Genomic DNA, 25,186 nt, shown 5'->3' with positions numbered 1-25,186 from the left:
TGTCCCTTACGCAAGTAAGTCTCCGCCAACAAGCTGGAGAACCCGCCAGTGACCAGACCCTATTTCACAAACGTCAACAGCATCTCACGAATAATCTTTGAAGCAACGATTTGCGTCTGCTCAGTTGGGTCGTAGGCTGGAGCAACTTCGACAAGGTCACATCCTACGATGTTGATTCCGGCTTCGCCGATCGCATGGATCGAGGCCAAAAGCTCCTTGGAGGTAATCCCGCCTGCTTCGGCAGTACCTGTTCCAGGGGCTGCGGATGGATCAAGGACATCAATATCAATCGTCAGGTAAACCGGGCGACTGCCGATTGAAGGCAGGACCTTTTTCAACGGCTCGAGGACATCGAACTTAAACAAGTTCATATTTTCCTTAGCCCAATAGAACTCTTCCCTCATCCCTGAGCGAATGCCAAAAGAATAGACATTTTTGCCGCCGATCAGCTCGCAGGCTTTTTTAATTGGAGTCGAGTGGGAAAGCGGCTCCCCTTCGTACTCATCACGCAAATCGGTATGTGCATCAAAATGGAAAAGCACAAGATCCGGGTACTTCTTGTACATTTCCTGGATAATCGGCCAGCTCACCAAGTGCTCTCCGCCCATACCGACAGGCATTTTTCCGTCGTTTAACAATCCACGAACATATTCCGCGATCATCTCCAGGCTTCGTCCTGGATTTCCGAAAGGAAGCGGGATATCCCCTGCGTCAAAATAGTTAATTTCCTCTAAGTGGCGATCAACATATGGACTGTATTCCTCGAGCCCAATCGAAACTTCGCGAATCCGCCCCGGGCCAAACCGAGAACCCGGTCGAAAACTCACGGTAAAATCCATCGGCATTCCGTATAGCACCGCTTGGGCCTTTTCATAATCTTGCTGTGCACCGATAAAAATATTTCCTGAATATGCTTCGTCAAATCTCATGGAACCGTCTCCTACCCCTCTACTAGCGCCTTTACGAATTTTGGCAGTTTAAAACAAGCATGATGAAGCTCAGGAGAATAGTACTTCGTCGGCAAATCGGCGATTTCAGACTCCTTCACTTCAAGTGGATCGTATTTTTTCGATCCCAAAGTAAACGTCCACATCCCCGAAGGGTACGTAGGAATATTAGCAATATAAGTGCGGGTAATCGGGAAAATCTCCTTCACATCACGGCTGACCTTCTGGATCAAATCCGCTTTGAACCAGGGATTGTCCGTTTGCGCGACGAAGATTCCATCCTCTTTTAACGCCTCAAAAATCCCCTGATAAAAACCGCGCTCAAAAAGCGGCGCCGCCGGACCGACCGGTTCCGTGGAATCGACCATGATCACGTCGTAGAGATTTTTACTTTTGATAATATGCATGAAACCATCATCAACCTTGACTTCCACACGCGGATTCTCGAGTTCACCCGCAATTTCCGGTAAAAACTTCTTGGAGTACTCGATCACCTTGCCATCGATTTCGACCAAAACCGCCTTTTCTACCTCTTTATGCTTGAGAATCTCCCGAATCACACCACCATCACCGCCACCGACAACGAGGACATGCTTGGGATTGGGATGGGTATTGAGAATTGGATGCGCCACCATCTCATGATAGACAAATTCGTCCACTTTACTGGTCATCACCATGCCATCCAACAAAAGCATGTTTCCGAACTCTTCTGTTTCCACCATTTCTAGCTTTTGAAATGGCGTTTGCTCTGTATGTAAGGTTTTCTTGATTTTCATCGTAATCCCGAAGTTATCCGTTTGGTTCTCCGTAAACCAAAGACCTTGACCACCCATGTCAAACTCCCCTTTCCAAAGTGCCAATCTGCAAAGATATCCTGTATTGTACGTCACGGCTGTGAAAATTATCCATCTATAAAAACAACAAAATTCATTATATTAGCTAGCCGAAACAGATGCAATAGCAAGCCTGAAAGGATGGGATAGCAATCTATAAAGGGCAAATAGATTGCAAGTATAAGTTTTACTAGAATTCCCCATACTAGTGGTAATAATTGCGGGATTTTTTCCCTGCATGGTGGAGGCTTCATCAGCACTAGTAACAAAGTGGGGGCACCATCTGGCCGACGACAAACTTGAGAAAAAAAGGGGGGACAAACCATGGAAGTCATACGCAATGTGCAACTGATCCGCATTCTCCGATGGATGCGAAAGCTGTTTTTAATTGGTCTTTTATTTTCCTTTATCCTAGCCGTTTCCAGCACCTTCGGAATCCTTTATTTGCGTTCACAGCCCATGCCCCCTTCGATCATTGAGCAAACGAGCACGATCTATGCGGAAAATGGCGACGTGATAGATACGCTTTTCAGCGGCGAAAACCGGACCATCGTGCCATTGGAGCGGATCTCCCCCGGGCTCGTGCAGGCCACCGTGGCGATCGAGGACCGCAAATTCTATGATCACATGGGATTTGACTTTAAACGTCTGGCTAAGGCCATTCTCGTTGACATCCAGCACATGGCAAAAGTCCAAGGGGCTAGCACGATCTCCCAGCAGTTAGCGCGAAACCTGTATCTCACCCTCGATAAAACGTGGGAGCGAAAAATCAAGGAAGCGATTCTTACCATTCAACTAGAGCTGAATTATTCCAAAGATAAGATTATCGAAATGTATCTCAACCAGATCTATTACGGTCATGCGGCGTATGGAGCAGAGGCGGCGGCGAAAACCTACTTTGGAAAACATGCAGCAGATCTCACCTTGGCAGAATCAGCGATGCTTGCAGGGATTCCGAAAGGTCCAGCCTTTTATTCTCCTTACTTAAACATGGAAAACGCGAAAAACCGCCAGAAAATCGTGTTGAACGCAATGGTCCAGCAGCAGATGATTTCCCGGGAAGAAGCGGATCTTGCTATGCAAGAAGAGATCAAACTGGCTGGGCTTGTTCCTTCCGAAGAGAAGGTCATTGCGCCTTATTACCGGGACTATATCACCTATTTGGTAAAAGAAAAATATCAGTTGCCGGAAGAACAATTAGTGAACGGTGGTTTGAAAATCTACACCACACTGGACCCTGTGATGCAGAAAAAAGCGGAAGAAGTGGTGGCCAAATATTTGCCGAAGGATCGTCCTTTACAGGCGGCGTTGGTTGCTGTCGACCCCGCGACCGGTGCGATCAAAGCGATGGTTGGCGGGCGCGACTACGAGGAAAGCCAATACAACCGGGTATTTGCCAAACGGCAGCCAGGTTCATCCTTTAAGGCCTTTCTGTATTTTGCAGCTTTGGAAAACGGGTACACTCCCTTAACGGAAATCAAAAGTGAACCGACCATCTTTAACTATGGCCGAAATAAGGAGCAACTATATATCCCAAAAAACTTTGGCGATCAGTACCCTTATGATTTTATTAATTTGCGCGAAGCGATCGCGAAATCGGATAACATCTTTGCCGTGAAAACCAATATGCTGCTAGGTCCGGAGAAATTGGTGGAAACGGCAGGCCGCCTGGGCATCGAAACCCCGTTGAAGCCGCTGCCCTCTCTGGCCCTTGGAACGATCCCTGTTTCCCCCATGGAGATGGCCGTGGGATTCTCCACGATCGCAAACCTGGGAGAGCGGGTGGAGCCGTTGGCGATCCTGAAGATTGAAGATCAACAGGGAAATGTGTTAGTGGAGGAAAAACCCGTTCGAACGAAGGTAGCGGAAAAGGCCCCAGCCTTTTTGCTCACCCATTTGCTGCAAAGTGTTTTTGAGGACAATGTGGGTACAGCACATCGCGTATCCTCCTTCCTCCACCGCCCTGTCGCCGGCAAAACGGGAACAACTGATTACGATTCTTGGCTGGTTGGCTTTACCCCACAGTTGAGCGTTGCCGTATGGACCGGCTTTGATGAAGGACGGAAAATGGATTCGTTCGACGATGCCCGTATTGCTGCCCCGTTGTGGGCAGAATTTATGGAAACGGCTTTGGCCGGGCAACCACCTGCCCTGTTCCCAATTCCGGATGGGGTTCACGGCGTGTACATTAACCCGGATAATATGAGACTTGCTACAGAGTATTGCCCGGTGCAGCAGCTGGTCTACTTTGCCGACGGAACCGAACCTGTTGAATACTGCCAAGAGCATGTGCCAGCAGGAGAAACCATCGATCCTGAGAAAAAGGATGCGGCAGATCAAGAGCCTGAGAAAAACCCATCGATCTTACGACGGATGTTCCAGTGGTGGTGATGCGGAACTGGCTGTATTCCTGCCTAACACATCACAGCACAGCACATCCGGACCGAATGGGATAGTGGCCACAAAGCGGCCAGAATAGTACCGTTCACCTCAACACTGAACTAAAAAAAGTCCTGACCCGTGTGCACCAAAAGCCACATGAGCAGGACTTTTTATTTGTTCATTTTTTGCAGTCGTTGCTTTTAACAGTCATCGCTGCCGCCAATTTTCCCTTCCCCATCCGCAAAGACATGATCGTTGACGATATCGATCAACCCTTCATCGCGCAGCTCATCAAGCACCTCAAACATACTTTCCTTCCGATCTTCCGGAAGCGAACTAACGAAGGCATTGATCTCTTCGGGGGATACATTATTGGTAAAATGAACGCCTCCATGGCGAGCAAAATGGTCTTGTTGCTTTTTCATGCTTTCACCCCTTCCACGGAATAAGCTTAGTTTGCTCCACAGGGGCAAAATTATTGCGATTCCGGGGCTTTGGGTAAAAGAGGGAAAAACGACGAAAGGAGCAATGGTTGGCGTCCCATAGCTCCTTTGCCGGTCCTAGTTTATGTGTGCGATAACACTAGTTAGTTTACCTCTTTTTACTATCCGATACAATTCCCTAGGGAAAAAATCTTTTTTAACACTACAAAGAGCTTTATACCTTGCTTTTTAGCTGACCCCCGACTAGCTCAAAGCCTGCTTCAGCACATCGGGAGAGTTTTCCCACATTTGCGGATTGTTTTCAATTAATAATTTTTTCAACGCCGCTTTTTCTGTGTCGTTCAGCCCATCGAGCATATAGCGACGTTTCATGGCATAATCCATACGGTTCACATGGTCGGCAAGAATCTTCCAACCCCTGCGCGCCTCGCGGTCAACCAACATTTCACAGGCGGTCATCCCAGCATAATAGGCGCCATCTTCCTTGCGTTCCGCAGCCACCCAAATAATCCAGCAGGTCTTGCCGTTCGGCACATCTTCTTTATTCGGGAGAAACTTGATGCCCTTTTCCACCTTGCTTTTTGCATGGAGCGCACCTAAATCAATGTAGGCCTCGTCCTCTTCGATAATCACCGAGGAAACATTGCTTAAATTGATCATCCCCGCTCCAAAACCGCCGTGTGTGTTCGTGCTGCTTACAATATTTAAATCCAAGCCTTTTTTCTTGTTATTGTTATTTAATAAATCCACGGTGTTAACCTCCTTTATTCCTTCCCCTTATTCTACAGGATTTGGAAGTCAAGGTGCAACGAAATCAGACACTGCTCAGCAGCTTTGTCGAAGCTCTTGCAGCCAACGGTAAGCCTCGCTGATTTCCCCGTGGGAATAATTCGATTTGGCTTTCAGCGTAAAAATCTTTTCCTCGACTTCCTCACGGCTAAGCTGTTCAAAATAAAAGACCGTGGAGAGCAGCTCAAGAAACCGCGAACTGGAATCATTTAATTTGCTCGCGATGGGCAGAATATTTCCCAAATTCACATGTACATGGTGGAGAAAATCCCGTCCCTTTTCCGTAATGGCATATTGATAAACCGAGTAGTTCCCTTTGTCCTGCTGGTTTTCCTCAATAAATCCGAGCTCGCAGAGCTCCTCTGTCATCACTGTCAGTTCTTCCGAATAGGGCCCATAAAAATGAAATTGAAACCGCTGATTAAAATCAAATTTGAGTTTTTGTGAAATATAAACCATTTTCTGCAGCTTCTTGCGTCCCACAATTTCCCCCAAAGTGTCCAGAAGATACAGCACTTTTGCATGTTCCGTAAGCAACCTAGTTCACCCCTAAACGCTTCCTGATCTCGTCGGTGATCCGATCCTCAGGAAAATACAATTTATGATCAAATCTCCGCTTCCCGGAGATCGATTGCACTATGTCTGATTTTCGCGATAGCTCCTCTAGCGATCCGTCAGGCATCAATAATAAAATGGGCAGCCGTTCCTCCTCTTCCTCTCCCGAGCGATAAAAATCGTAGGGCAAATCCGAAGGAGAATCGAACTCCAAGTAATAGGCAGGATCCAAACCTGCATCTTCAAAAAGACCCTGCAAGTCTGTCCACATCAAATAATCCAGTGGCTGGTACTGGATATATTTAAACAACCTGCGGTTCATAAACCGCTCGGCAAGGTCTGAGAGAATCGTATCCTCTTCCCTTTTCCATTCCCGTATGTAGTAAATCACCGTCGCTTCATCTAGATCCAAGTATTGACGCAGCTTCGCAGGTCCATCCTTAAAAAACGGAACCAAGGGCTCGGGAAAAATTCGAAAATGATAATTGCAATCATAAAGCAGCTTGGCCCGCTGGAATAGTTTTTTTAGGATCACTTCGGCACTGCGGGTGACGGGATGAAAATAAACCTGCCAGTACATTTGATAACGGGAAACGATGTAATCCTCGACCGCATGCATCCCGCTGTATTTGATCGCGATCTGCTCCTCCGCCGGGCGCATCAGACGAAGGATCCGTTCAATATCAAAGTTTCCGTAATTGACCCCCGTATAATAGGCATCACGCAACAAATAATCCATCCGATCGGCATCGATTTGACTGGAAATCAAACTGACGATCATTTTATTGGGATACGTTTTGCCAATGACTTCGGAAACCTTCTTGGGAAAATCTGCAGAAACCTCGGACAACACACGGCGAATTTCCGTCTCTCCCTCGATGATCCGTCTCGTCCATTCCTCGTGGTCTGTTTTGAAGACTTTCTCAAAGGTGTGGGAAAAGGGGCCATGACCGACATCGTGGAGCAGTGCGGAGCAAAGGCAAAGCAACCGCTCTTCCTCCGTCAACACTTCCAGCTTGGTGACGATTCGCCGCATAATTTCATAGACGCCCAAAGAATGGTTAAAGCGGCTGTGTTCCGCCCCGTGGAAAGTAAACATCGTGGTACCCAGTTGACGAATCCGGCGCAGGCGCTGAAATTCAGGTGTATCAATCAGGTCCCATATCGTTTTGTAGCGAACGTGGATATAGCGATGGACAGGATCTTTAAAAACCTTTTCTTCTTCCAAAAGCGTAGGAGTCATCTTAAAAGGCATCCTCCGTCACAAAGAGTGTTTTTCCTTTTATAGATTTCGACAAAAATGCCCCTATTCCTTCGCCACAGCACCCTTCTTTTGCTCAAATTCCATTAGCTTTTGAAAATCCTCTAGCGGCTCCTCGGTAAAGCTCATGAGCTCCTCGCGCAGCGGGTGCACGAATTGCAGCTGATACGCGTGCAAAGCTTGCCGACGGATGTGCGGATGTGGATTTCCATAGAGTGTATCGCCTAGTACTGGGTGGCCGATATGGTTGAAATGGACGCGGATCTGATGGGTCCGGCCCGTTTCCAGTCGAACGCGCAACAGACTGCATTCGGCAAATTCTTTTTCCACCTGAAAATGGGTGATTGCCTCTTCCCCTGTGGAGACGACTTTCCGCTTGACCGGATTTTCCGGGTCTTGTCCAATCGGTTCCCGAATTGTTCCCTGTTGGTCCGCTAATTTCCCTTTAACTAAGACAAGATATTCGCGGTGGATCACATTTTCCCGCAGCTGTTTATCTAGCAAATGGTGTATGTAGCTATTCTTGGCAATCAGGATTAGTCCAGAAGTGTCTTTATCCAGTCGATGCACGGGTCTTACCTTGCCAGGTGTCCCTTTGCTCGCCAAATAAAAAGCAATGCCATTCGCCAGCGTCCCTTGCTGGTCCGGTTTAATTGGATGGACGATCAGCCCTGGCTGTTTGTTGATCACAAGGACCTCGTGATCCTCATACGTGATGTCAATCGGGATGTTCTCCGGCGTCAGCCCGCCTTCCTCACGATCCCCAATCAGCACGCGAAGGACATCGCCTTTTTTCCCTTTTTTCTTCAAAAAAGGGGCCTTCCGATTTAAAAACAATCCCTTTTGTCGGGTTAACCGCTGAATCATCCGCCCTGATAAGGCCAGATCCTCTTTTAAAATGGCTTCTACCGTCTTCCCCTGATGTACCTCATTTAGGGTTAATTCGAGCCATTTGCCCCTGATCACAGGCTTTTCATTCATGATTTTCACCGCTCTCTTTCCAAAACTTCTCCCGTTTATCTTACCATTGATCCGAGGATTTAAAACATCTTTCTGCTTCCTCCGCACAACCTCATCACATAACATGTTAGATCATAACATAGGATGATCACAAAATTTATTTAATCTGCATGTTATACCAAGCATAATATATTATAAAATAATAGGCTAAATCATTCGGATCTATACATACCAACAAGTTCAGCAGTTTCATAATATAACATGTTACATATGTCCTAACATAACATGTTATGACTATCGTGTGATGTTAGGACAGATCCTTCATAACATGAACCTATTGCCCTATTGATTGGATAAATCTATAATATATATTAAGAAAAGCTTCCATCGAAGCCCATTCGAAGTAGATGTATCCATCTTAAGAGGAAGCTTTTCATGCCGATAGGGATGTTAATTCAAGAAGCTTATTCTTTCCTATGCGGAAAAAATATCATCTCTATGATATCTAAATTTGAGAGGAGCAACTGCCTGTGAAGAATCCCTTTTCCGTTCAATTTGAAAACGCTTGGGAATTGTTTTCCGGAAACGACGATGGGTACATGAGTTTAAAGCAGAGCTACATAACCCCGGAAAATGAAATTGGGTCGCTGACACTTCCTACTCAAGTTGTAGAAGCGGAAGCACGTAAGCAACGAATCGCCAATACGACTGGGGCATCGCAAGAGCCCTTCTATCATGTGCGCATTCGTTCCACCGCTCCCCTACTCGGGGGCATCGACAACATGAAGCACTATTACGTCGGTGATACCGCACAAATTGCGCATGCCGATGAGATTAAACAGGGTGATACCACGATTAAGAAGTCCGAAAGTGTGACCCACTTAATTGTCTCTCTTGTCGCCAAAGCGGTTGCAGCCTGCAATTGCGGACAAACGGTCGTGCGCAATGTTCATTCCTACGGCATGCCTGTAAATGATGCCAAAGATCGCTACACCTCCCTTGATATGAACCAAATGAAGGGATATCACGAGATAACGTTTTTGAATTCTCAATTTGAAGACCAAGTGGTTTATATTCATGTCACAGATACATTCCCAAATCCAGAGGCCGCGCAAATTCCGTTAGCCCTTGCCCTCGATTTTGAAAAAGGATCTCTTCAGCCGACTCCGCTCGCAGAAGAAATCCAAAACGGGAACTTTGCCATCGCTGACTTAGGTGCTGGTACGATGGATATTGCCTTGTATGATGCCGGCGGTCGTGTCATCCCCCGCCCTTCGCACAGTGTACAGTCCCTTAATATTAGAGGCCAGGAAGTCTATTATGGAACAAACCATTATATCGACCAGATGATTCAAGCTGTTACCAGCTACTTTGGGGCACATAACCTAGTGTACATGGGCAGCCGTGAGCGTTTCATCCAAAAGGTATTGATGCCTGCCTTCCAAGCCAATTTGGATGGACAAGCTTTAATCTTTTATGCCTCCCACCAAGCCCGCAAGAATGAAGATGTCACAAAGCTGATTCTTCCTATTTTGCAGGAATATACGGCACAGGTTGAGGGCTATTTAAATATGATCTGGGACAATAATGATGAAATTGAACGCTTCTACCTTGCAGGCGGTGGTGCTTTGTTCGGCCATTACTATTTCCAAAATCTCCATCAATTTTCGATTCCTGGAGAGATCCGAAATTTGCCGTACCTAAACTCCCGCGCCTACCTTTTTGCCTATTATGGTTCAGCCATTAGTGCTGTCTAATAAGGAAGGTAAGATTTTATGAGCAGCAGCAAAACCAAAAACCTCGTGGGCGGGAAAACCCTTTCTCTTTGGATCCCTGATGACGATTGGGTGGATGACTTTAATCATCTGTTAGCCAAACGATCCAAACAAGACCGCTCGATCACCCGCAACTCGCTCTTTTTAGAGTGTGTGGAAAAGGGGTTGTCAAATCTTGGCGAGCAAGTAGATCAAACAGACAGCCTACGCATCTACTTGGACACCTTCCCTCCCGAGCAGGCAGAGCTCCTGCGCACTCCTGCCGGGAAGCAGTTGGTTGTCAATTTACTGTCCGCCATTATCAGCGGTCAATTGAGTCAATTGGGGTCATTGATCCAACCGAGCAATCCGCTCGCACAGACTGGCCAGGACGTGCCGCTTAATCAAGATGGCGCTATTAATCAAGACACGCATCCTGATCACAACGGCACAGTCAGCCAAGGCGGGGATCTGGATCAAGGGATCCATGGGGTTCATGGCAATCATGGAGATCTCGGCATACAAGCAACTCACGACACTCAACCCGGCGCAGTTGACCATGGTGTTATAGGGCATCAAGGTGTTCAGGCTATTCCAGGTGCTCACGGGAATCAGGTCTCCCAAAATCATTACGCAGGTCCGATCAATCAAATTGGACAAAGAATTCCCTATCAACCTGAACCTGTTCGTCCTCGATCCCAGCCACAGCTGGAACGAAGACCGTCTTCCCCAGCCTCCGCCTATGTGGCCGCAGCAAAGGAACCGGCACCTGAAGAGCCGCCAAAGCAAGAGAGGAAGATCCCGGACTTGTTCCACACGTTGATGCGAAATACGAAGATTAATAACTAAAGGATAGTAAAAATATATGTTGACATCTCCCATGCAAAGTGCTTTAATAGGTACAATTGCATATGAACCTTTAAATTCAGTCCTGTGAGGCTGATAAGGTGCCGGATGTCGTGTTGGTAGGTCCCTCGTTTATGTAAGCTCTGTGTAAACTTGGCCTGCTGATACTCTGTTTATTTGCGAAGATTACCACTAGGCTACTTGTCAGTTTCTGACAGGTAGCCTTTTTTGTTGAAAATATCTTTCTTCGTGCTAGTACATCATAAATTATAAGGAATAAATGGAGGTGCTTTTATGAATGCCCCGCAACATCTGTACGAAAAGAATGTGCTGCTTGATGAAGCCGCTATGCGAAGGGCTTTGACGCGGATTGCCCATGAAATTATCGAGCGAAACAAAGGGGTCGAAAATTGTATTTTAGTTGGGATCCGTACCCGTGGAGTCTACCTCGCGCAGCGTTTGGCTCAGAGAATCGAGGAGATTGAGGGACAATCGATCCCTGTTGGAGAGCTGGATATCACGCTTTATCGTGATGATTTGGTGGAGAAAAAGGCGCAACCAGAGGTGAAAGAATCTGTGCTTCCTGATTCGATCACAGGGAAAAAGGTCATTCTCGTCGATGATGTCCTGTTCACAGGGCGTACCGTACGTGCCGCGCTTGATGCTTTGATGGATGAAGGCCGCCCGCAAATCATTCAGCTTGCTGTCCTTGTTGATCGCGGGCATCGCGAGCTTCCCATTCGTCCCGATTTTGTCGGTAAAAATGTCCCTACTTCCCGATCCGAACTTATTCTGGTGGAGTTGATGGAGTTTGATCAGGCTGAACGGGTCACGATACAAGAAGAAATCTAGCTAAAAGGAGGGTTTATAGATGAAACGAATTTATGTAGATATTAATGAAACACCCCCATTGCACCGATGGGTGGCCTTAAGTTTGCAGCACTTGTTCGCGATGTTTGGCGCGACCGTTCTGGTTCCGATCATTACCGGGTTGGATGTTCAGGCTGCTTTATTATCAAGCGGGTTAGGAACCTTACTCTTTCTTGTTTTGACCAAAGGCATGATTCCCAATTATTTAGGTTCTTCCTTTGCATTTATCGGTCCTATCATCTCCGTATCCGCAAGTGAAGGCCCTGGAGCAGCCATGCTTGGAGCTTTGCTCGCGGGGATTGTCTACGTGATTGTTGCTTCCATTGTGGCAAGAATCGGTGTAGGTTGGCTCAATCGTCTATTGCCACCGATGGTCATCGGCTCGATTATCATTGTCATTGGTCTAAGTGTCGCAGGGGTTGCCGTTGGCTGGGCCTTAAACGATCCTCTAGCTACGGCAGACGGTCCGCAATATTCACTTCATGCCGTTGAGATTGCCTTTGTAGCGATGCTTGTCACCGTAATTGCCAATATTTATTTTCGCGGGTTCCTTTCGGTGATCCCGATTCTTACAGGAATGATTGCTGGTTATGTCTACACTGCTATCCGCTATCCACAGTGGATTGATTTTCAATCAATTGTAGACGCACCTTGGATCGTTACACCTAGTGAAATGTTTACAAAGCATATGCTCACGACACAACTTTTTGAAGCTTTCGGTTCACCTAGTGCTTGGATTGCTGCTCTTATCATTGTTCCTGTTGCCTTCGTCACATTGGCCGAACATATTGGACATCTCCTCGTTACAGGAAGTGTGATGGAACGTAATTTGATGGAAAAGCCCGGTCTGCACCGCTCGCTGCTTGGTGACGGTTTGGCCACTTCCCTTGCGTCTTTCATTGGTGGTCCACCGAATACAACGTACGGCGAAAACATCGGCGTCCTTGCCATCACTCGTGTGTACAGTCGGAATGTTATTGCCCTAGCTGCTGTTTTTGCCATCATCTTCGCTTTTGTCGGTAAAATTGGAGCCTTGCTGATGACCATTCCAAAACCTGTTCTAGGCGGTGTATCGATCGTCCTGTTTGGAATTATTGCTGCGCAAGGGATACGAATGTATGTGGAAAATAAAATTGATTTTGCGGAAAAGCGCAACATGGTTATCGCCGCGATTATTCTAGTCACAGGAATCGGTGGATTTAAATTGGAATTCCATAATATCCACATTGAAAACATCGTTGCCAATCTTACGATTGACAATATCGCAATGGCAACTTTTCTGGGAATTCTTCTCCATGCCATTTTGCCGGGCAAGGAAACAGCTTTTGGTACTGCTAAGAATGGAGAAGAACAACCTAACACCACGGAAAAAGTATCTTAGCCCATACAGAAAAGCCGGTCATCCTTTGGCCGGCTTTTTTTATCAAAATTTTATGTGTGCTAAGCTTTTGGAGTTAAACTTAGGATTAGAAGTGGGTCTTCTTAATCCTTACGAATCGCCTTTAGCATGGAAATACTATCGATTAAATGGTTATTGAAAATAGCTTTTGCAACCTGCAGCAAATCCTTGATCATTGGGTCCTTTAAGCTATAATATACACTTGTTCCTTCCTTCCGTCCGGAAACGATGTTTCGATTTCTTAAAATAGAAAGTTGCTGCGATACCGCAGACCCCTCACTATTTAACTTAGTTTGTATTTCATTCACGCTTAGTTCTTCATGCTCTGATAATTCCTCTAAAATTCTAATCCTTAGCGGATGGGCTAATGCCTTAAAAAATTCAGCCTTAAATCTTTGCAATTCATCACTCATTTATCAAACCGCCCTTATTATCATGCCATTTCCATTTAAATCAGACGACCATTAAAGAAGACCCCTTCTTGATTTTACTCCTATTCTAAAGGCTTCGCCAACAGCTCCCCAAAACCCTCCATTTTCTAAGCGAAAAATAACACAAGCCTATCTATTTCCATTCTCCTTATTGATTATTATCCCTTATTCTCAGAGTTTCCACCACCCAGTTTGGCAGTTCAGGGCAATGAAACAGTCCGTGGACAGTTATAGCTATATACTATCTTCTGCTTCCCTTTGGCCACTATCCCTTTGCTTCAGGGTTGCTCCCCCATGTGTTGTTGGCACCCTCCTCCGACCATTCCTTCTCCCGCTCCTTTTGACCATTATCCCTTGCCTTCAGGGATACTTTCTGGTGTCTCTTGGCTCTTGGCACCAATCTGTCGACTATACCTATTCACGCTTTTTTTGGCCACTATCCCTCTCTTTCAGGAGGGGCTATTGCTTAAACCCTTTTGTCGAATACTTTCTCTTTACACAGGAACACCTGTTTGTTAATCTACAAATAGAATATATGTTCGTTAAAGGAGGAGTTATTCATGGATACGATGAATCTCGATCAATTTAAGGACCGTTTTTACTCCGAGGGCATCTGTGCGGACTATCTGTTTCAAATGAAGTGGCCTCATGGGTTTGTTTGCCCTAAATGCAGCCATCGGCATTTCTATCGGATCACGACCCGCCGTCTTCCCCTCTACGAGTGTGCCCAGTGCAGCCATCAAACGTCTTTAACCGTTGGAACCGTTATGGAAGGGAGCCCGACCCCCTTGCAAAAATGGTTTACTGCCATCTTTTTGGCCTCCCGCCCTTCTCCTGGGATCAATGCGGTGCAACTGAAAGAGATCATCCAAGTCACCTACAAAACCTCCTGGTTAATCCTCCAGAAGATCCGTCGGGCCATGAGTACGTCCGATGCCACCCATCTATTGTCCGGCATGGTCCAAGTGCATGATGCCTGCTACGGCCACCCCTACAACATAACCCACCAGACCCATCCCAAAGAGCATTTTCTCCTTGTGGGTACATCCTTGAATGAGCAAAAACAACCCACCTATATCAAAATGAAACTTCTCTTGGAATCTCCGAGAGAGAAGTTTATTTCGACTCCACAAAAAAAGTCATTTGCGGAGAGGTATATTGAGGCAGAGGATTCTGAAGTGGAATATATGACACAACGACTCAAGCCCCGCAGACTCAAGATAGGATATCCTTATTTCAAAAAGGCTTCTCAGTGGTTGAACGAAACCTTTCACGGGATCGGCGTTCGCCATTTGCAGGCTTATTTAGACGAGTTTTGTTATCGGGTCAATCAGGCACTGGATCAAGCTCCCCTTTTCCAGGGGCTTATTCAACTATGTGCCTCAACGAAGAAGGCGAACTACTGGCAGGTGACCAGAAGGAGGAGAAAAAACAGGAACTCAAACCTCTTACAGGCGATTTAGGTCCCCAAGGTCCCTAAATCCACAAAAAAACAAAAAAAAGAGGAGTTCAAAACCAACTCCCCTATTTACGATAAAATTGAGCAACCCACCCACCCGAGTCTCTCCTGAGAAAAAGGGATAGTGCGCGTAGGGCAACAGAATATATATATATCACTTATCCACCACCCCCACTTTTTCCAACAAGAAAAACTAAAAAACATCTCCCTGAAGAAAAGGGATAGTGGTCATAAGGAGACAAAACAAAGGAGATGCCCGCCCCCTTGTACACACTATTTTTCTATTTCACAAAGAGAAATGGAATCACGATAAAACGAAGGTTTGTCGTCTGAGAGAAAGGGATAGTGGTCAAAGGTGACGAAAATACATACTGCACCACCCAACCACCACAAGCGGCCCTCTCCCTCCACAAACGACTATATGGTAAACAATCTGCCAATCCAGGGCTCTCTACTTACTGTTCGGGTAACAAAAATTGTTCATGAATTTCAAAATGGGCATCAGCCATGACTTTGGCCAGATGATCCAATGGGGTTGTTGCTACTTCACGATAAATTTTACGAGTGTAAAGATGTCTTGCGTTCGGTAATTCTCGCTTTAGCTGTTGTCTTAGCTTGTTGCCAGCATGATCGGCGTCAACTAGAACGTAAACATCTTCTTTATCTTGAAGCGGCCAAATCATATTCTCTATCTTTTCTTCACTTAACGTTCCAAAAGTACAAATAATCTCGACTGGTTCGTTCAAAATTTGCAGGAGCTTTTCTTTATCCGTTTTACCTTCTACGATGATGATTTTATTATCGTCCATTTGCTATTCTCCTACATTCCGTCTCCTACTCTTACTTTGTCCCACTCACATCTGCCATTTACAATAAATATGGTGAAGTAAGAACCGTGAACCAGTGTTTTTACTTACTGCTCTTTTCCTGTTGCAACAGGGTTTTCCGCATAAGAGCACCAATCGCTCCAGCTGCCTGAATAGAGCTTCGGGCGAAGGTAACCTGCTTCTTTTAAGGCTAGGATATTGGGACAAGCGGTTACGCCTGAACCACAATAGACAATGACTTCTTCCTGGGAGATTATATTTTGGAAATGGTTTTTAAGCTCATTCGCCTCTTTTAACCGTCCGTTCTCGTCAAGTATACCCTTCCAGAAATAGTTTAGCGCTCCAGGAATGTGTCCAGCTACGGGATCAACGTTCTCCTCGATTCCAAGATAACGCTTGTCCTCCCGAGAGTCGATTAACACGGTTCCTTTTTGCCCCATCCTCGCCTTTACCTCATCTATAGTTACGACCATGTCATGCTGAATGTTTGGTTCAAACTCCGTTGCTATTGGTGATGGGATCTCATTCGTTATGGGGCCGCCTTCTTCCTTCCAAAGGGAATATCCCCCATCCAATACAAAGGTGTTCTCATGGCCCATGTACTGAAGCAACCACCAAAAACGCGATGCCATGGCACCGCCTTGATCGTCGTAGGCAACGACTTTTGTGGATTGATTAATTCCAGCCTGTCCAAGCTTCTCCACCAAAAGAGAAGGATTTGGCAGAGGGTGTCTGCCTCCATGCTTTTCTTTAGGGCTGGAGAGGTCCTTTTCCAGATCAAAATAAACAGCCCCTTGAATATGATCCTTTAGATAGCTTTCATAACCTGCAGTCAGATTCCCAAGAATGAATCGGCAGTCTACGACTTTTACAGAAGGATCTTCTAGATGTTCCTTCAGCCATTCTACACTCACAAGATTGCTTGCCATTTTTCTTCACATCCCATCTTTTCAACGTTTATTCTTGCCTATTCGGCGATAACTGAAACTTTCAGTCCAAACTGCTCCAGTGCTTGCTGCAAGGTGCCCTGGATCTCAATTTTATCTGTTAGGACAATCCCCAACTCGATCATGGTGTTTGCAATTTCGGAGCGAATTCCAGTCACAATGGCCTTACACCCTAGCAGGGCCAGTCCCTCGATGATACGGAACAAATGGGCAACGACCGAGGTATCCATGTAAGCAACGCCGGAAAGATCGACAATCATTTTCTTTAGCTTTAATGCTTCAATTTGTGAAAGAACCTTTTCCTGAATATTTTTTGCCCGGAATGTATCAATCGTACCGACCATCGGCAAAACACCCAAAGTTGGCGTTAACAGAATCACGGGAACGCTGAGCTCTTCAATCAATTCCCGGTGGGAACGGAGAAGATCATTATTATATTCCGTATAACTGGAAATGTAATGATTTGTGAACGTATGTAGTAAAAAGGTGGTTTCGCGTTCAACCTTCAAGATCATGTCAAAACTCATATTGTTATGTTTATAATAATTATATAAAAAATCTGCGTAGACCTTATGGAAGGCTTGAATCCATTCCATTTTTAGTATAAGCGGAAGATTGCTTTTTGCCCAGTTTTTGCCGTGGTCCTTGGCTAGGACGATCATTTCATGTGGGATTCCTTCAACAAAGCTGTGAATTAAACGTCGGGCTGTTCCCAACAGGTAATCCCGATTAATGGTCTCGTGTCCCTCTATTTGTTGGAAGATATGCCTTGCGTCAGCCAAAATCACTTCTCTAAACGTCTCAGCATTTGCTTCCATAAATTGCTTAAGTGTTTGCCCCTCTTCATAATGAAGCGGCAAATCCCGCAGTTCGATATTATCCTTTGTAATCATCGGGAATTCCACCATAAAAGTAGTTCCTCCTCCTTCTACGCTTTTTACATCAATTTTTGCACCATGCTGATAAATGGTAGAAAACACTTGCGTCAAGCCCATCCCCGTACCCTCATCCTTTGTCGAGAAAAAAGGAGTGCCTAGCATGGGGATCTTGTCCTCAGGAATGCCTACCCCTGTATCGCGGATCGTCAAGAGAATCGAATTTCCGACCTGTTTATGTTCGATATAGATCGTTCCCTCACCCGGAATGGCCTCAAAGGCGTTTTTCAGTAGGTTAAAAAAAGCCTTTTTCAACTGATTTTTCTTTCCGTAAACAACTAGATCCGTATCGGCAAACTTTTTTTCAACGCGAACCCTGTATAATTGATCCTGAAATAAATAAATAATAGATTCCAATTCTAAACACAGATTAATAGAATTATATGATTCGTCATCCAAATCGGGTTTTGAAACCTGCAAAAGATTCTGTAAAATGGAAATCGCCCGATCCAACTCAGAGGATGCTAAATCCAAATAGGAATGCTTCGTTTCTTCCTGGAGAAGCTGTAAAAAACCTTTTACGGAAGTCAACGGATTTTTTACCTCATGGGCAATCCCCGCGGAGATTTGACCAATCGATGCCAAACGGCTTAACGTATGATCTGTTTCATCTGCACGTTTGGACATTTTGTTCCCGTTTGTTGTCAATCCTCTCCCCTCCTTTTCAGGTTGATTTTTCCATTATATCATAATATCATAATATTCGTTTTTTGTTTAAAACGACGGCCCGCCCGCCAAGTCCATTCCTCACATACTTGAATATACTAATAAGAAAATCGAAAAGCCGGGTGATTTTATGACCATACTGTTTGGGATTATGATTCACGACATCAAAGACCCCGCGCGCTTCAACTCTTATCTTTCCGTAATCAAAGAAGAAGGATTTGATGATCTTCTGGTGTTCACCCCACACCATGTCCATTTGCAAAAGAAACAGATCAACGGCTATATGTTCATGGATGGTATGTGGCAGCAGGTGGTAAGCCCGTTTCCCGCTATTAGCCTGGACCTCGGTTACTACGAGGAAAAAAGTTTATTCCAAAAAATGAAGGCTGTTAAATATCATCCTGCCCTCCCCTTTGTTGGGTACGGGCTAGGAAATAAATGGTCGATTCAGCAGCAGCTCACCTCTTCTGCCGTGTTAGCGCCCTCTCTTCCCCCCACTCAGATGCTGCAGCACATGGATACCGTCTGGTCCATGCTCCAAAAACACACATCCGTCATGATTAAACCACTAAACGGAAAGGGTGGAAAAGGCATCTTCCGGCTGAGCCAAGGGGAGAATGCCTACATGCTTGAGCAAGATGAACAGATCCTCCACCTTACCCAGGAAGAGCTCATCCATTTTCTCAAAGAACGAATGAAAGAGCAGAAATACCTTGTCCAAAAGTGGATCGACATACGTGACAAACATGGATCTGTCTACGATATCCGGGCCCTTGTACAAAAAAATGGCGAAGGAAAATGGCAGCTTTCCGGTCTCGGCGTTCGGCGTGGACCCAGTCGCTACAAGATTACCTCCAACCTAACAAACGGTGGCACGGCACACCCCGCTTTTCCTTTCCTAAAAAAACAGTTTGGAAGAGAAAAAGCAGACTTTATTCTCCACTATATGAGAAAACTTGCCCTCTTTATTCCACAGTATTTAGAAAAAGTCACAAATAGACGCCTGGTCGAACTCGGCCTGGACATCGCAGTCGACCGTAATGGGCGGGTCTGGATTCTCGAAGTCAATATTAAACCCGGCAGATCGCTTTGGCGCAAAATTGATAACCAGGAAGCCATTGATCGAAGTATAAGAGCCCCTGTGCAATACGCTTGGTACCTTCTCAAGAAGAAAAAAGTGCAGCAGTGTTCATTTTCGAAAGGATAAGGGATAGCCTGATTTTTGAGGATTTTTGGGGGCTTTTTGAGGTGATCATTTTTGGTGGACCTTTCCATGTCTCCATGTTAAACAAACCAATCGTTATTAAAAATAAAAACAGCCGGGCCACCCCGCCCGGCAAATCATAGATCTTCAAATGTGTTCTGGAAAAGTAGGTCAGTTTTAAGAAGCAGAATAGCGATTTAGCTTGATCCGTTCGAGTTTAACCAAATATTGATCAAGCTGTTGACTAAGAGCAAGGACTTTTTTATCCAAAAAACTCCCCTTTTCACTCGCTAACCGGACCATTTCCACTCTTAGATCTTCAATCGTCTGATTTAACAATGCTTCATTCATGATAGCCTCCTATTTTTCCAGTTGTACAGGCAATAATGGACAAATTCATACAATATTATTTCTATTATTCTATTATATCGACATTTCTTAGTGAATGTTTAGGTAATTTCGCTAATTCTTTACATGTATTTTATCCCTATTTCGTCCTACTCGTCAAGACCGCACTAGGTATAAATTCCTGCCTGTAAAAGGTGATTAATAAACAACAATAAGACAAGAATAAAGCTGTTTTTTAGGACAGCTTTATTTGTTTTCTCTCCATCCAGATTTCAATAAAATAGCCGAGGAAAACACCCAAAATGAGACAAATGATGGGCAGCCACACCGGGCCGAAGCGCATCCCAAAAAGGGTAAAAATAGAGGAATATACAACACCAACAGTGCCTAAAAAAGCAGCCATCACAAAACGCAAGAAAATAAAAGGAGGCACAGGCTCCTTCACTGTGTCACGGTAGGCATCACGATAGGCATCCCAAATGGCGAATAGGTAAAGACAAGGATAGAACATTAACCATTGGTAGTCGGTTTGCTGGATTGCCTCGTCGATCTGCCCCAGAAAGGAGAAAATAATGACAGTATTTAGATTTGCCTTCACATTAATTACAAATTCCAACAGGATAAAAACAATTCCTTTTACATACTTTCCATTTAAAAATTGGCCAAATCCCGGTAGAGCAATACTCCAAAGAATAACCTCATAACGTTTTTTCATTTCATTGGACCACTACTTCTGTTTTATTTTTGTTGGTGGAATCTATACGATTATTTTATTGTTTTCCCCTAATTTCTGTGAATTTATTACAACCGGTACATGAGTTTACAAATTTTACAATGCTAGAACGGATTGCTATAATAATCCCAATTCTGATTAAAAAGTGGGGGCTTTCGAATATGAACGGACAGCGAATGATGATATTCTCTGGTGGGGAGTTAGGCGAATGGGCCTTGGATTACCTTTCACCTGATGATGTCATAATAGGTGTGGACCGCGGGGCGTTTTTCCTGATTGAAAACCAGGTCACCCCAACGATCGCAATCGGTGATTTTGACTCCGTAACAGCACAGCAAAGACAGTTCATTGAACAGAAAAGCGGGAAAATCTGGGCTTGTGATCCTGTTATGAAAGATTTGACAGATACAGAGATGGCCTTTCATTGGGCATTGGAGCAAAACCCCCAGGAAATCATCCTCTTCGGCGTGCTCGGGTCCCGTTTTGACCATTCCCTGGCAAATATACATCTGCTCTTGAAAGGGCTGCAAAAACAAGTTCGCTGCCGGATTATCGGAAAACATAACGAAGTAACATTGATCGATCATATGACCGAAGTACAGAAAGACCGATATACCCATGTATCCCTTTTACCCCTTAGCATGAGTGTGACCGGGATTACACTGGAAGGCTTTCAATACCCACTAACCGATGCCACGCTGCAAATCGGCGACTCGCTTGGGATTAGCAATGTGTTGCTCGGAGAGAAGGGCAAGATTCAAATCAAGACCGGCTACCTTTTGGTCATTCAGAGCAGGGATTAGAGTACTTGTATGAATTCAGATAGGGGATTCCAAATAAACGGTCTAAAATGAGTTCGCTTCATCCATATGGATAGACTATCCATTAACCTTCCTTGTGAGCCACCCAATAGCTAGCCCCCAAATGGCAAGCTCCATTTCAAAGTCATGGCTGAAATCCGGACTGATAGGGATCACACGGATGTTGGCATGATCCTCTATCCACTTTTCCTGGGACCCGTGGTAGGTTCCAGCGAATAGATGGAGCCCCGACTCCATTTCCTTAATATGCTGCAGCTCCTGTTTCCAAACGCCGCCCTGTCCATCTGAGCCTACCGCTTCCACGCGTACATCCTGACACCAAACCGGGCCCAAACGGACCACCGCCTGGACAATGGATTCCGCTGCCAAACCCAATCCAGCCTCTGCGGTACTCAACTGCACCTGTGCCCCTGTTTGCCCAGCACCCTTTAGGTTGATCTCATCCACCCTCACATGCTTCCAATTTTCACGGATAAACTGCTTATAGACGGCAACCCTTGCTGCGACCTCTAACCCGTTTTCCACAAAACGCCTACCACGGATGGCTGCCGGGATATAGAGCTTTGCCCAATACTCCGAGACCATGCAACTGGTGCTAAAAACAGGGGTAAGTGAGCGAATAGATTCTTTCATCATCGATACCCACTGTACAGGGATCGCCTTTTCCCGCGCGTAAAACAAGGGGATGATTTGCTCCTCCAACATTTGATAGAGGGACCGGCTATCTGCTTCATCCTGGCAATCCTGCTCCTGATAAAGTCCCTCACCCTCAATCGCCCAGCCATTCCTTCCGTTGTATCCCTCAATCCACCAACCGTCCAAAATACTGCAGTTAAGCACACCGTTGATGCCGGATTTTTGCCCGCTCGTACCGCTAGCTTCCATAGGTTTGATCGGTGTATTCAACCAGACATCAACGCCCTGCACCAAATGCTTGGCGATTTCCATCTGATAGTTTTCTACAAAGAAGATCCGTCCGGCAAACTCCGGGGACTGACTCCATTGCACAATCTTGCGCAAAATCTCTTGACCCGGCCGATCAGCAGGATGGGCTTTCCCTGCAAAGATAAAACAAACGGGACGATCAGTATGCTGCACGAGCTTCCGGATCCGCTCCAGATCACGAAAGACTAGCAAAGCTCTTTTATACGTGGCAAACCGGCGGGCAAAGCCAATCACCAACATATCCTGCAGTTCCGCGGGCAATCCGAGTGCAGCAAGCATTCGTTTTTTAGCCGCTTGATGTGCTTGCCACAACTCTTGATCGGGGATCGCAAGTACCTTTCGCCAGATTCGCACATCCGCCACCTGCTTTGACCACCTGACATCGAGATAACGGTCAAATAACGCTTTTAACTCAGGGGCCAGCCAGGTCATCGTGTGAACACCATTTGTGATCGCCTCCACAGGGATGTGCTGGGCTGGAATGTGCGGCGTCCAGTGATGAAATAATTGCTTGGTAACCTCCGCGTGAAGCTTGCTTACCCCATTTACCTTTGAACTCGTTTGCACAGCCAAACGGGTGAGATTAAAGCGATTTCCAATCCGGCCAAGGGAGAGAATGGTTTCTCGACTCGTCCCTAACTGCCAATAGTAATCCCCGAAAAATCGGTCCATCACCTCGAAGGAAAAATGGTCATGACCGGCCGGAACGGGTGTATGCGTCGTAAAAATGGTGCTTGCTTTCACCGCCTCCAATGCCGTCTCAAAAGAAATCCCTGCTGCCGAATACTCGCGGATCCGCTCCAGATTTAGAAACGCCGAATGTCCCTCGTTCATATGCCAAACGTCTGGGGCAAAGCCTATTTTTCGCAAGGCACGGACGCCCCCGATTCCGAGGATGATCTCCTGGCTGATCCGGGTTTCTTCATTGCCACCGTACAAGGCATCGGTTAACCGGCGGTCCGCCTCCCGGTTCCGTTCATGATCCGCATCCAATAAATAAACCGGAATCATCCCCACATGTGTCACCCAAACGTGCAAGAACACCTGGCGATTAGCAATCGGCACGACAACTTCCAGGCGTTTGCCTTGATTATCGCGAGCCCTTTGCAAAGGCAGCTGCTCTGGATCAAGGAGCGGATAATGGGCCTGCTGTGTGCCATCCGATAGAATCCGCTGTTCAAAATAACCCCGCCGATAGAAAATCCCCACACCGACCAGAGGGATCTTCAGATCATTAGCGGCTTTGATATGATCCCCTGCCAGCACTCCGAGCCCCCCGGAATAAATGGGAAGAGACGAATCGATACCGAACTCTGCAGAAAAATAGGCGATTTTTGCCTCCATACTTTCACCTCATTGTTCTCGTTGTTCTTTTAAGATATGTGCGGGCAAGCGCCGGGGTGCCGAAGGGGGGCCAAACTACGAGGAAAGGCCAAAAAAAATAGGAGCCTAACAGCTGCTCCTAAATGGGAAAATATATGAAAAAGTGGGGGATAGAATCATTATTACCCGCATGGTACCCGATTATACCTATCCCTTCGCATATCTTGAAATATTTAGCAGAATCCCAATACTGGCCAGCAAAAGCACCAAGGAGGAACCCCCGTAACTCAAGAACGGCAAGGTAATTCCTGTGACGGGGAAAAGCCCAGTGACCACACTGACGTTAATACACACTTGAATGGCAATCAGCCCAATAATCCCGACAGCAAGAAAGCTAGCAAACGAATCTGGGGCGAGAATCGCAATCCGGATCCCTCTCCACAATAAGAGAAAAAACAGCACGATCACCATCGATGCACCGACAAACCCCAATTCTTCGGATAAAATAGAGAAAATAAAATCATTATGCGGTTCTGGTAAATAATAAAATTTTTGCCTGCTCATCCCGAGCCCCAGCCCAAACCATTTCCCTGGTCCAATCGCATACAGCGATTGAATGAGTTGATAACCGCTGCCCCATGGATCCTTCCAGGGATCAAGAAAAGACGTAATGCGTGCCACCCGATAGGGAGCAATCACCGTTAAAACAACCACCCCAAGCAAGCAGCCAGCGATTAGCCCACCGACATGGATCAGCCGACAGCCGGCAACAAACAGCAGCAGCAGCACGGTTCCCATCACAATGGCGGCTGTGCCCAGATCGGGCTGAAGTAAAATAAAACCTAGCATGAGAAATGTAATCGATAGCGGTGGCAAGAGTCCTTTGCGAAAGGACGTCACCTCTTGTTGGTGCTTGGCAAACCAGTTAGCGAGGAACAAGATCAGCGCCATCTTCACAAATTCCGCCGGCTGGATCCCAAATCCCGCAAATCCAAACCAGCTTTTCGCCCCATTCACCTCTTTTCCGAGCAGCAACACCAAGAGCAACAACCCGCTGCAGGACCATAACCCCACCCAGGCCCACCGTTGCCAAAAGGAGTAATGAATATTCATCGTCAGAAACATAAGAAAAAGTCCAACACCAGCAAACAACAGCTGCCTTTTCGTAAAATAAAAGCTATCACCTAATCCTGTGGCAATCACCGCACTCGAACTATAAACCATGACAATTCCAATCGATAACAGCAAAAATGTCGTCAACAGAATAACCTGATCCGGAGCCTTCTGAACCTTCGTCCATTTTGGCAACATGGCACACCTTCCTTTCCACATCCCACCCTTTCTTTTCATTATCATCCGATTTTGTAAGGAATAAACTTGAGGGGGGCCAATTTTGAAGCCAACCCCACGTCAAAAAGAGAGTAGGGGTGGTCATTACTGACCCACCCCTCTCAATAAACCGTGCATGCGGACCTACGCACACGGCTTTGACACTACATATTTCTTAC

23 protein-coding genes are annotated in these 25,186 nt (G+C 46.0%); 8 read left to right on the top strand and 15 right to left on the bottom strand.

Going from position 1 to position 25,186, the window contains the following annotated elements; genetic code table 11:
* Nucleotides 1-59: 59 nt before the first annotated feature.
* Nucleotides 60-929, bottom strand: a complete 870-nt coding sequence (gene speB / locus J2Z37_RS19525; protein ID WP_209811992.1) for an agmatinase — start codon at nt 927-929, stop codon at nt 60-62.
* Nucleotides 930-940: 11 nt separating this feature from the next.
* A complete protein-coding gene (speE, locus tag J2Z37_RS19520; protein ID WP_209811991.1) occupies nt 941-1,780 on the bottom strand; it encodes a polyamine aminopropyltransferase in 840 nt (279 codons plus the stop codon).
* Nucleotides 1,781-2,104: 324 nt separating this feature from the next.
* On the opposite strand from speE, the gene J2Z37_RS19515 reads away from it, so the two are divergent.
* Nucleotides 2,105-4,171, top strand: a complete 2,067-nt coding sequence (locus tag J2Z37_RS19515; protein WP_209811990.1) for a transglycosylase domain-containing protein — start codon at nt 2,105-2,107, stop codon at nt 4,169-4,171.
* 191 nt (nt 4,172-4,362) lie between these two features.
* On the opposite strand, the gene J2Z37_RS19510 is transcribed toward J2Z37_RS19515, so the two are convergent.
* The 5 genes from J2Z37_RS19510 to J2Z37_RS19490 all read right to left on the bottom strand — a co-directional run bounded on the left by J2Z37_RS19510 (nt 4,363) and on the right by J2Z37_RS19490 (nt 8,296).
* Nucleotides 4,363-4,587: a hypothetical protein gene (locus J2Z37_RS19510; protein ID WP_209811989.1), complete on the bottom strand. Its 225-nt coding sequence runs from the start codon at nt 4,585-4,587 to the stop codon at nt 4,363-4,365.
* Between the two features lie 261 nt (nt 4,588-4,848).
* Nucleotides 4,849-5,355: a YwhD family protein gene (locus J2Z37_RS19505; RefSeq protein ID WP_209811988.1), complete on the bottom strand. Its 507-nt coding sequence runs from the start codon at nt 5,353-5,355 to the stop codon at nt 4,849-4,851.
* Between the two features lie 75 nt (nt 5,356-5,430).
* On the bottom strand, nt 5,431-5,931 hold the full coding sequence (locus tag J2Z37_RS19500) for a YwgA family protein (protein ID WP_209811987.1): 501 nt from the start codon (nt 5,929-5,931) through the stop codon (nt 5,431-5,433).
* 1 nt (nt 5,932) lies between these two features.
* Nucleotides 5,933-7,192, bottom strand: a complete 1,260-nt coding sequence (locus J2Z37_RS19495) for an HD domain-containing protein (RefSeq protein WP_209811986.1) — start codon at nt 7,190-7,192, stop codon at nt 5,933-5,935.
* A 63-nt stretch (nt 7,193-7,255) separates the two neighbouring features.
* Nucleotides 7,256-8,296: an RluA family pseudouridine synthase gene (locus J2Z37_RS19490; RefSeq protein WP_245203972.1), complete on the bottom strand. Its 1,041-nt coding sequence runs from the start codon at nt 8,294-8,296 to the stop codon at nt 7,256-7,258.
* A 404-nt stretch (nt 8,297-8,700) separates the two neighbouring features.
* Here J2Z37_RS19490 and J2Z37_RS19485 point away from each other — a divergent pair, with 404 nt between their 5' ends.
* The 4 genes from J2Z37_RS19485 (at nt 8,701) to J2Z37_RS19470 (ending at nt 13,021) form a co-directional block, all read left to right on the top strand.
* The gene (locus tag J2Z37_RS19485) at nt 8,701-9,927 is read left to right on the top strand and encodes an acetate and sugar kinases/Hsc70/actin family protein (RefSeq protein ID WP_209811985.1); all 1,227 of its coding nucleotides are present in this window, start codon (nt 8,701-8,703) and stop codon (nt 9,925-9,927) included.
* Nucleotides 9,928-9,945: 18 nt separating this feature from the next.
* Nucleotides 9,946-10,773, top strand: coding sequence for a hypothetical protein (locus tag J2Z37_RS19480; RefSeq protein WP_209811984.1), 828 nt, complete (start codon nt 9,946-9,948; stop codon nt 10,771-10,773).
* A gap of 291 nt (nt 10,774-11,064) precedes the next feature.
* Complete coding sequence (pyrR, locus tag J2Z37_RS19475) at nt 11,065-11,622, top strand: bifunctional pyr operon transcriptional regulator/uracil phosphoribosyltransferase PyrR (protein WP_209811983.1); 558 nt, start codon at nt 11,065-11,067, stop codon at nt 11,620-11,622.
* A 19-nt stretch (nt 11,623-11,641) separates the two neighbouring features.
* A complete protein-coding gene (locus J2Z37_RS19470) occupies nt 11,642-13,021 on the top strand; it encodes a uracil-xanthine permease family protein (RefSeq protein WP_209811982.1) in 1,380 nt (459 codons plus the stop codon).
* Nucleotides 13,022-13,122: 101 nt separating this feature from the next.
* Here the strand turns inward: J2Z37_RS19470 and J2Z37_RS19465 are convergent, their stop codons facing one another.
* Complete coding sequence (locus J2Z37_RS19465; RefSeq protein WP_209811981.1) at nt 13,123-13,452, bottom strand: ArsR/SmtB family transcription factor; 330 nt, start codon at nt 13,450-13,452, stop codon at nt 13,123-13,125.
* Between the two features lie 578 nt (nt 13,453-14,030).
* On the opposite strand from J2Z37_RS19465, the gene J2Z37_RS19460 reads away from it, so the two are divergent.
* The gene (locus J2Z37_RS19460; protein WP_209811980.1) at nt 14,031-14,933 is read left to right on the top strand and encodes a transposase; all 903 of its coding nucleotides are present in this window, start codon (nt 14,031-14,033) and stop codon (nt 14,931-14,933) included.
* Between the two features lie 451 nt (nt 14,934-15,384).
* On the opposite strand, the gene J2Z37_RS19455 is transcribed toward J2Z37_RS19460, so the two are convergent.
* From J2Z37_RS19455 to J2Z37_RS19445, 3 genes are all read right to left on the bottom strand, one after another.
* Nucleotides 15,385-15,738 carry a toprim domain-containing protein gene (locus tag J2Z37_RS19455; RefSeq protein ID WP_209811979.1) on the bottom strand — a complete coding sequence of 118 codons (354 nt, stop codon included), beginning with the start codon at nt 15,736-15,738 and terminating at the stop codon, nt 15,385-15,387.
* A 104-nt stretch (nt 15,739-15,842) separates the two neighbouring features.
* On the bottom strand, nt 15,843-16,685 hold the full coding sequence (locus tag J2Z37_RS19450; protein WP_209811978.1) for a sulfurtransferase: 843 nt from the start codon (nt 16,683-16,685) through the stop codon (nt 15,843-15,845).
* 38 nt (nt 16,686-16,723) lie between these two features.
* Nucleotides 16,724-18,286: an ATP-binding protein gene (locus J2Z37_RS19445; RefSeq protein ID WP_209811977.1), complete on the bottom strand. Its 1,563-nt coding sequence runs from the start codon at nt 18,284-18,286 to the stop codon at nt 16,724-16,726.
* Between the two features lie 148 nt (nt 18,287-18,434).
* Here J2Z37_RS19445 and J2Z37_RS19440 point away from each other — a divergent pair, with 148 nt between their 5' ends.
* The gene (locus tag J2Z37_RS19440) at nt 18,435-19,511 is read left to right on the top strand and encodes a YheC/YheD family endospore coat-associated protein (protein WP_209811976.1); all 1,077 of its coding nucleotides are present in this window, start codon (nt 18,435-18,437) and stop codon (nt 19,509-19,511) included.
* A gap of 174 nt (nt 19,512-19,685) precedes the next feature.
* On the opposite strand, the gene J2Z37_RS19435 is transcribed toward J2Z37_RS19440, so the two are convergent.
* Both J2Z37_RS19435 and J2Z37_RS19430 read right to left on the bottom strand, forming a co-directional pair.
* Nucleotides 19,686-19,859: an aspartyl-phosphate phosphatase Spo0E family protein gene (locus tag J2Z37_RS19435; RefSeq protein ID WP_209811975.1), complete on the bottom strand. Its 174-nt coding sequence runs from the start codon at nt 19,857-19,859 to the stop codon at nt 19,686-19,688.
* Between the two features lie 232 nt (nt 19,860-20,091).
* A complete protein-coding gene (locus tag J2Z37_RS19430; RefSeq protein WP_209811974.1) occupies nt 20,092-20,571 on the bottom strand; it encodes a hypothetical protein in 480 nt (159 codons plus the stop codon).
* 179 nt (nt 20,572-20,750) lie between these two features.
* Between J2Z37_RS19430 and J2Z37_RS19425 the strand changes: the two genes are divergently transcribed.
* Nucleotides 20,751-21,392, top strand: coding sequence for a thiamine diphosphokinase (locus J2Z37_RS19425; RefSeq protein ID WP_209812048.1), 642 nt, complete (start codon nt 20,751-20,753; stop codon nt 21,390-21,392).
* 75 nt (nt 21,393-21,467) lie between these two features.
* Here J2Z37_RS19425 and glgP read toward each other — a convergent pair whose 3' ends face one another.
* Complete coding sequence (gene glgP / locus J2Z37_RS19420) at nt 21,468-23,699, bottom strand: alpha-glucan family phosphorylase (protein ID WP_209811973.1); 2,232 nt, start codon at nt 23,697-23,699, stop codon at nt 21,468-21,470.
* 186 nt (nt 23,700-23,885) lie between these two features.
* Nucleotides 23,886-24,989, bottom strand: coding sequence for a stage V sporulation protein E (gene spoVE, locus J2Z37_RS19415; RefSeq protein WP_209812047.1), 1,104 nt, complete (start codon nt 24,987-24,989; stop codon nt 23,886-23,888).
* Between the last annotated feature and the right edge of the window lie 197 nt (nt 24,990-25,186).

Origin of the sequence: Ammoniphilus resinae (assembly GCF_017873965.1) — a bacterium.
In the GTDB taxonomy this organism is placed as follows: Bacteria; Bacillota; Bacilli; order Aneurinibacillales; family RAOX-1; genus Ammoniphilus_A; species Ammoniphilus_A resinae.
This window is presented reverse-complemented; position numbering and strand designations above follow the sequence as displayed.

Bases quoted from the DNA above. Each gene is read 5' to 3' on its own strand.
- J2Z37_RS19490 (WP_245203972.1), bottom strand. From the start codon at position 8,296: ATGTTATGTGATGAGGTTGTGCGGAGGAAGCAGAAAGATGTTTTAAAT.
- J2Z37_RS19470 (WP_209811982.1), top strand. From the start codon at position 11,642: ATGAAACGAATTTATGTAGATATTAATGAAACACCCCCATTGCACCGA.
- J2Z37_RS19465 (WP_209811981.1), bottom strand. From the start codon at position 13,452: ATGAGTGATGAATTGCAAAGATTTAAGGCTGAATTTTTTAAGGCATTA.
- J2Z37_RS19515 (WP_209811990.1), top strand. From the start codon at position 2,105: ATGGAAGTCATACGCAATGTGCAACTGATCCGCATTCTCCGATGGATG.
- speE (WP_209811991.1), bottom strand. From the start codon at position 1,780: ATGGGTGGTCAAGGTCTTTGGTTTACGGAGAACCAAACGGATAACTTC.
- J2Z37_RS19425 (WP_209812048.1), top strand. From the start codon at position 20,751: ATGAACGGACAGCGAATGATGATATTCTCTGGTGGGGAGTTAGGCGAA.
- spoVE (WP_209812047.1), bottom strand. From the start codon at position 24,989: ATGTTGCCAAAATGGACGAAGGTTCAGAAGGCTCCGGATCAGGTTATT.
- J2Z37_RS19460 (WP_209811980.1), top strand. From the start codon at position 14,031: ATGGATACGATGAATCTCGATCAATTTAAGGACCGTTTTTACTCCGAG.
- J2Z37_RS19495 (WP_209811986.1), bottom strand. From the start codon at position 7,192: ATGACTCCTACGCTTTTGGAAGAAGAAAAGGTTTTTAAAGATCCTGTC.
- J2Z37_RS19480 (WP_209811984.1), top strand. From the start codon at position 9,946: ATGAGCAGCAGCAAAACCAAAAACCTCGTGGGCGGGAAAACCCTTTCT.
- pyrR (WP_209811983.1), top strand. From the start codon at position 11,065: ATGAATGCCCCGCAACATCTGTACGAAAAGAATGTGCTGCTTGATGAA.
- J2Z37_RS19455 (WP_209811979.1), bottom strand. From the start codon at position 15,738: ATGGACGATAATAAAATCATCATCGTAGAAGGTAAAACGGATAAAGAA.
- glgP (WP_209811973.1), bottom strand. From the start codon at position 23,699: ATGGAGGCAAAAATCGCCTATTTTTCTGCAGAGTTCGGTATCGATTCG.
- J2Z37_RS19450 (WP_209811978.1), bottom strand. From the start codon at position 16,685: ATGGCAAGCAATCTTGTGAGTGTAGAATGGCTGAAGGAACATCTAGAA.
- J2Z37_RS19430 (WP_209811974.1), bottom strand. From the start codon at position 20,571: ATGAAAAAACGTTATGAGGTTATTCTTTGGAGTATTGCTCTACCGGGA.
- J2Z37_RS19510 (WP_209811989.1), bottom strand. From the start codon at position 4,587: ATGAAAAAGCAACAAGACCATTTTGCTCGCCATGGAGGCGTTCATTTT.
- J2Z37_RS19435 (WP_209811975.1), bottom strand. From the start codon at position 19,859: ATGAATGAAGCATTGTTAAATCAGACGATTGAAGATCTAAGAGTGGAA.
- J2Z37_RS19440 (WP_209811976.1), top strand. From the start codon at position 18,435: ATGACCATACTGTTTGGGATTATGATTCACGACATCAAAGACCCCGCG.
- speB (WP_209811992.1), bottom strand. From the start codon at position 929: ATGAGATTTGACGAAGCATATTCAGGAAATATTTTTATCGGTGCACAG.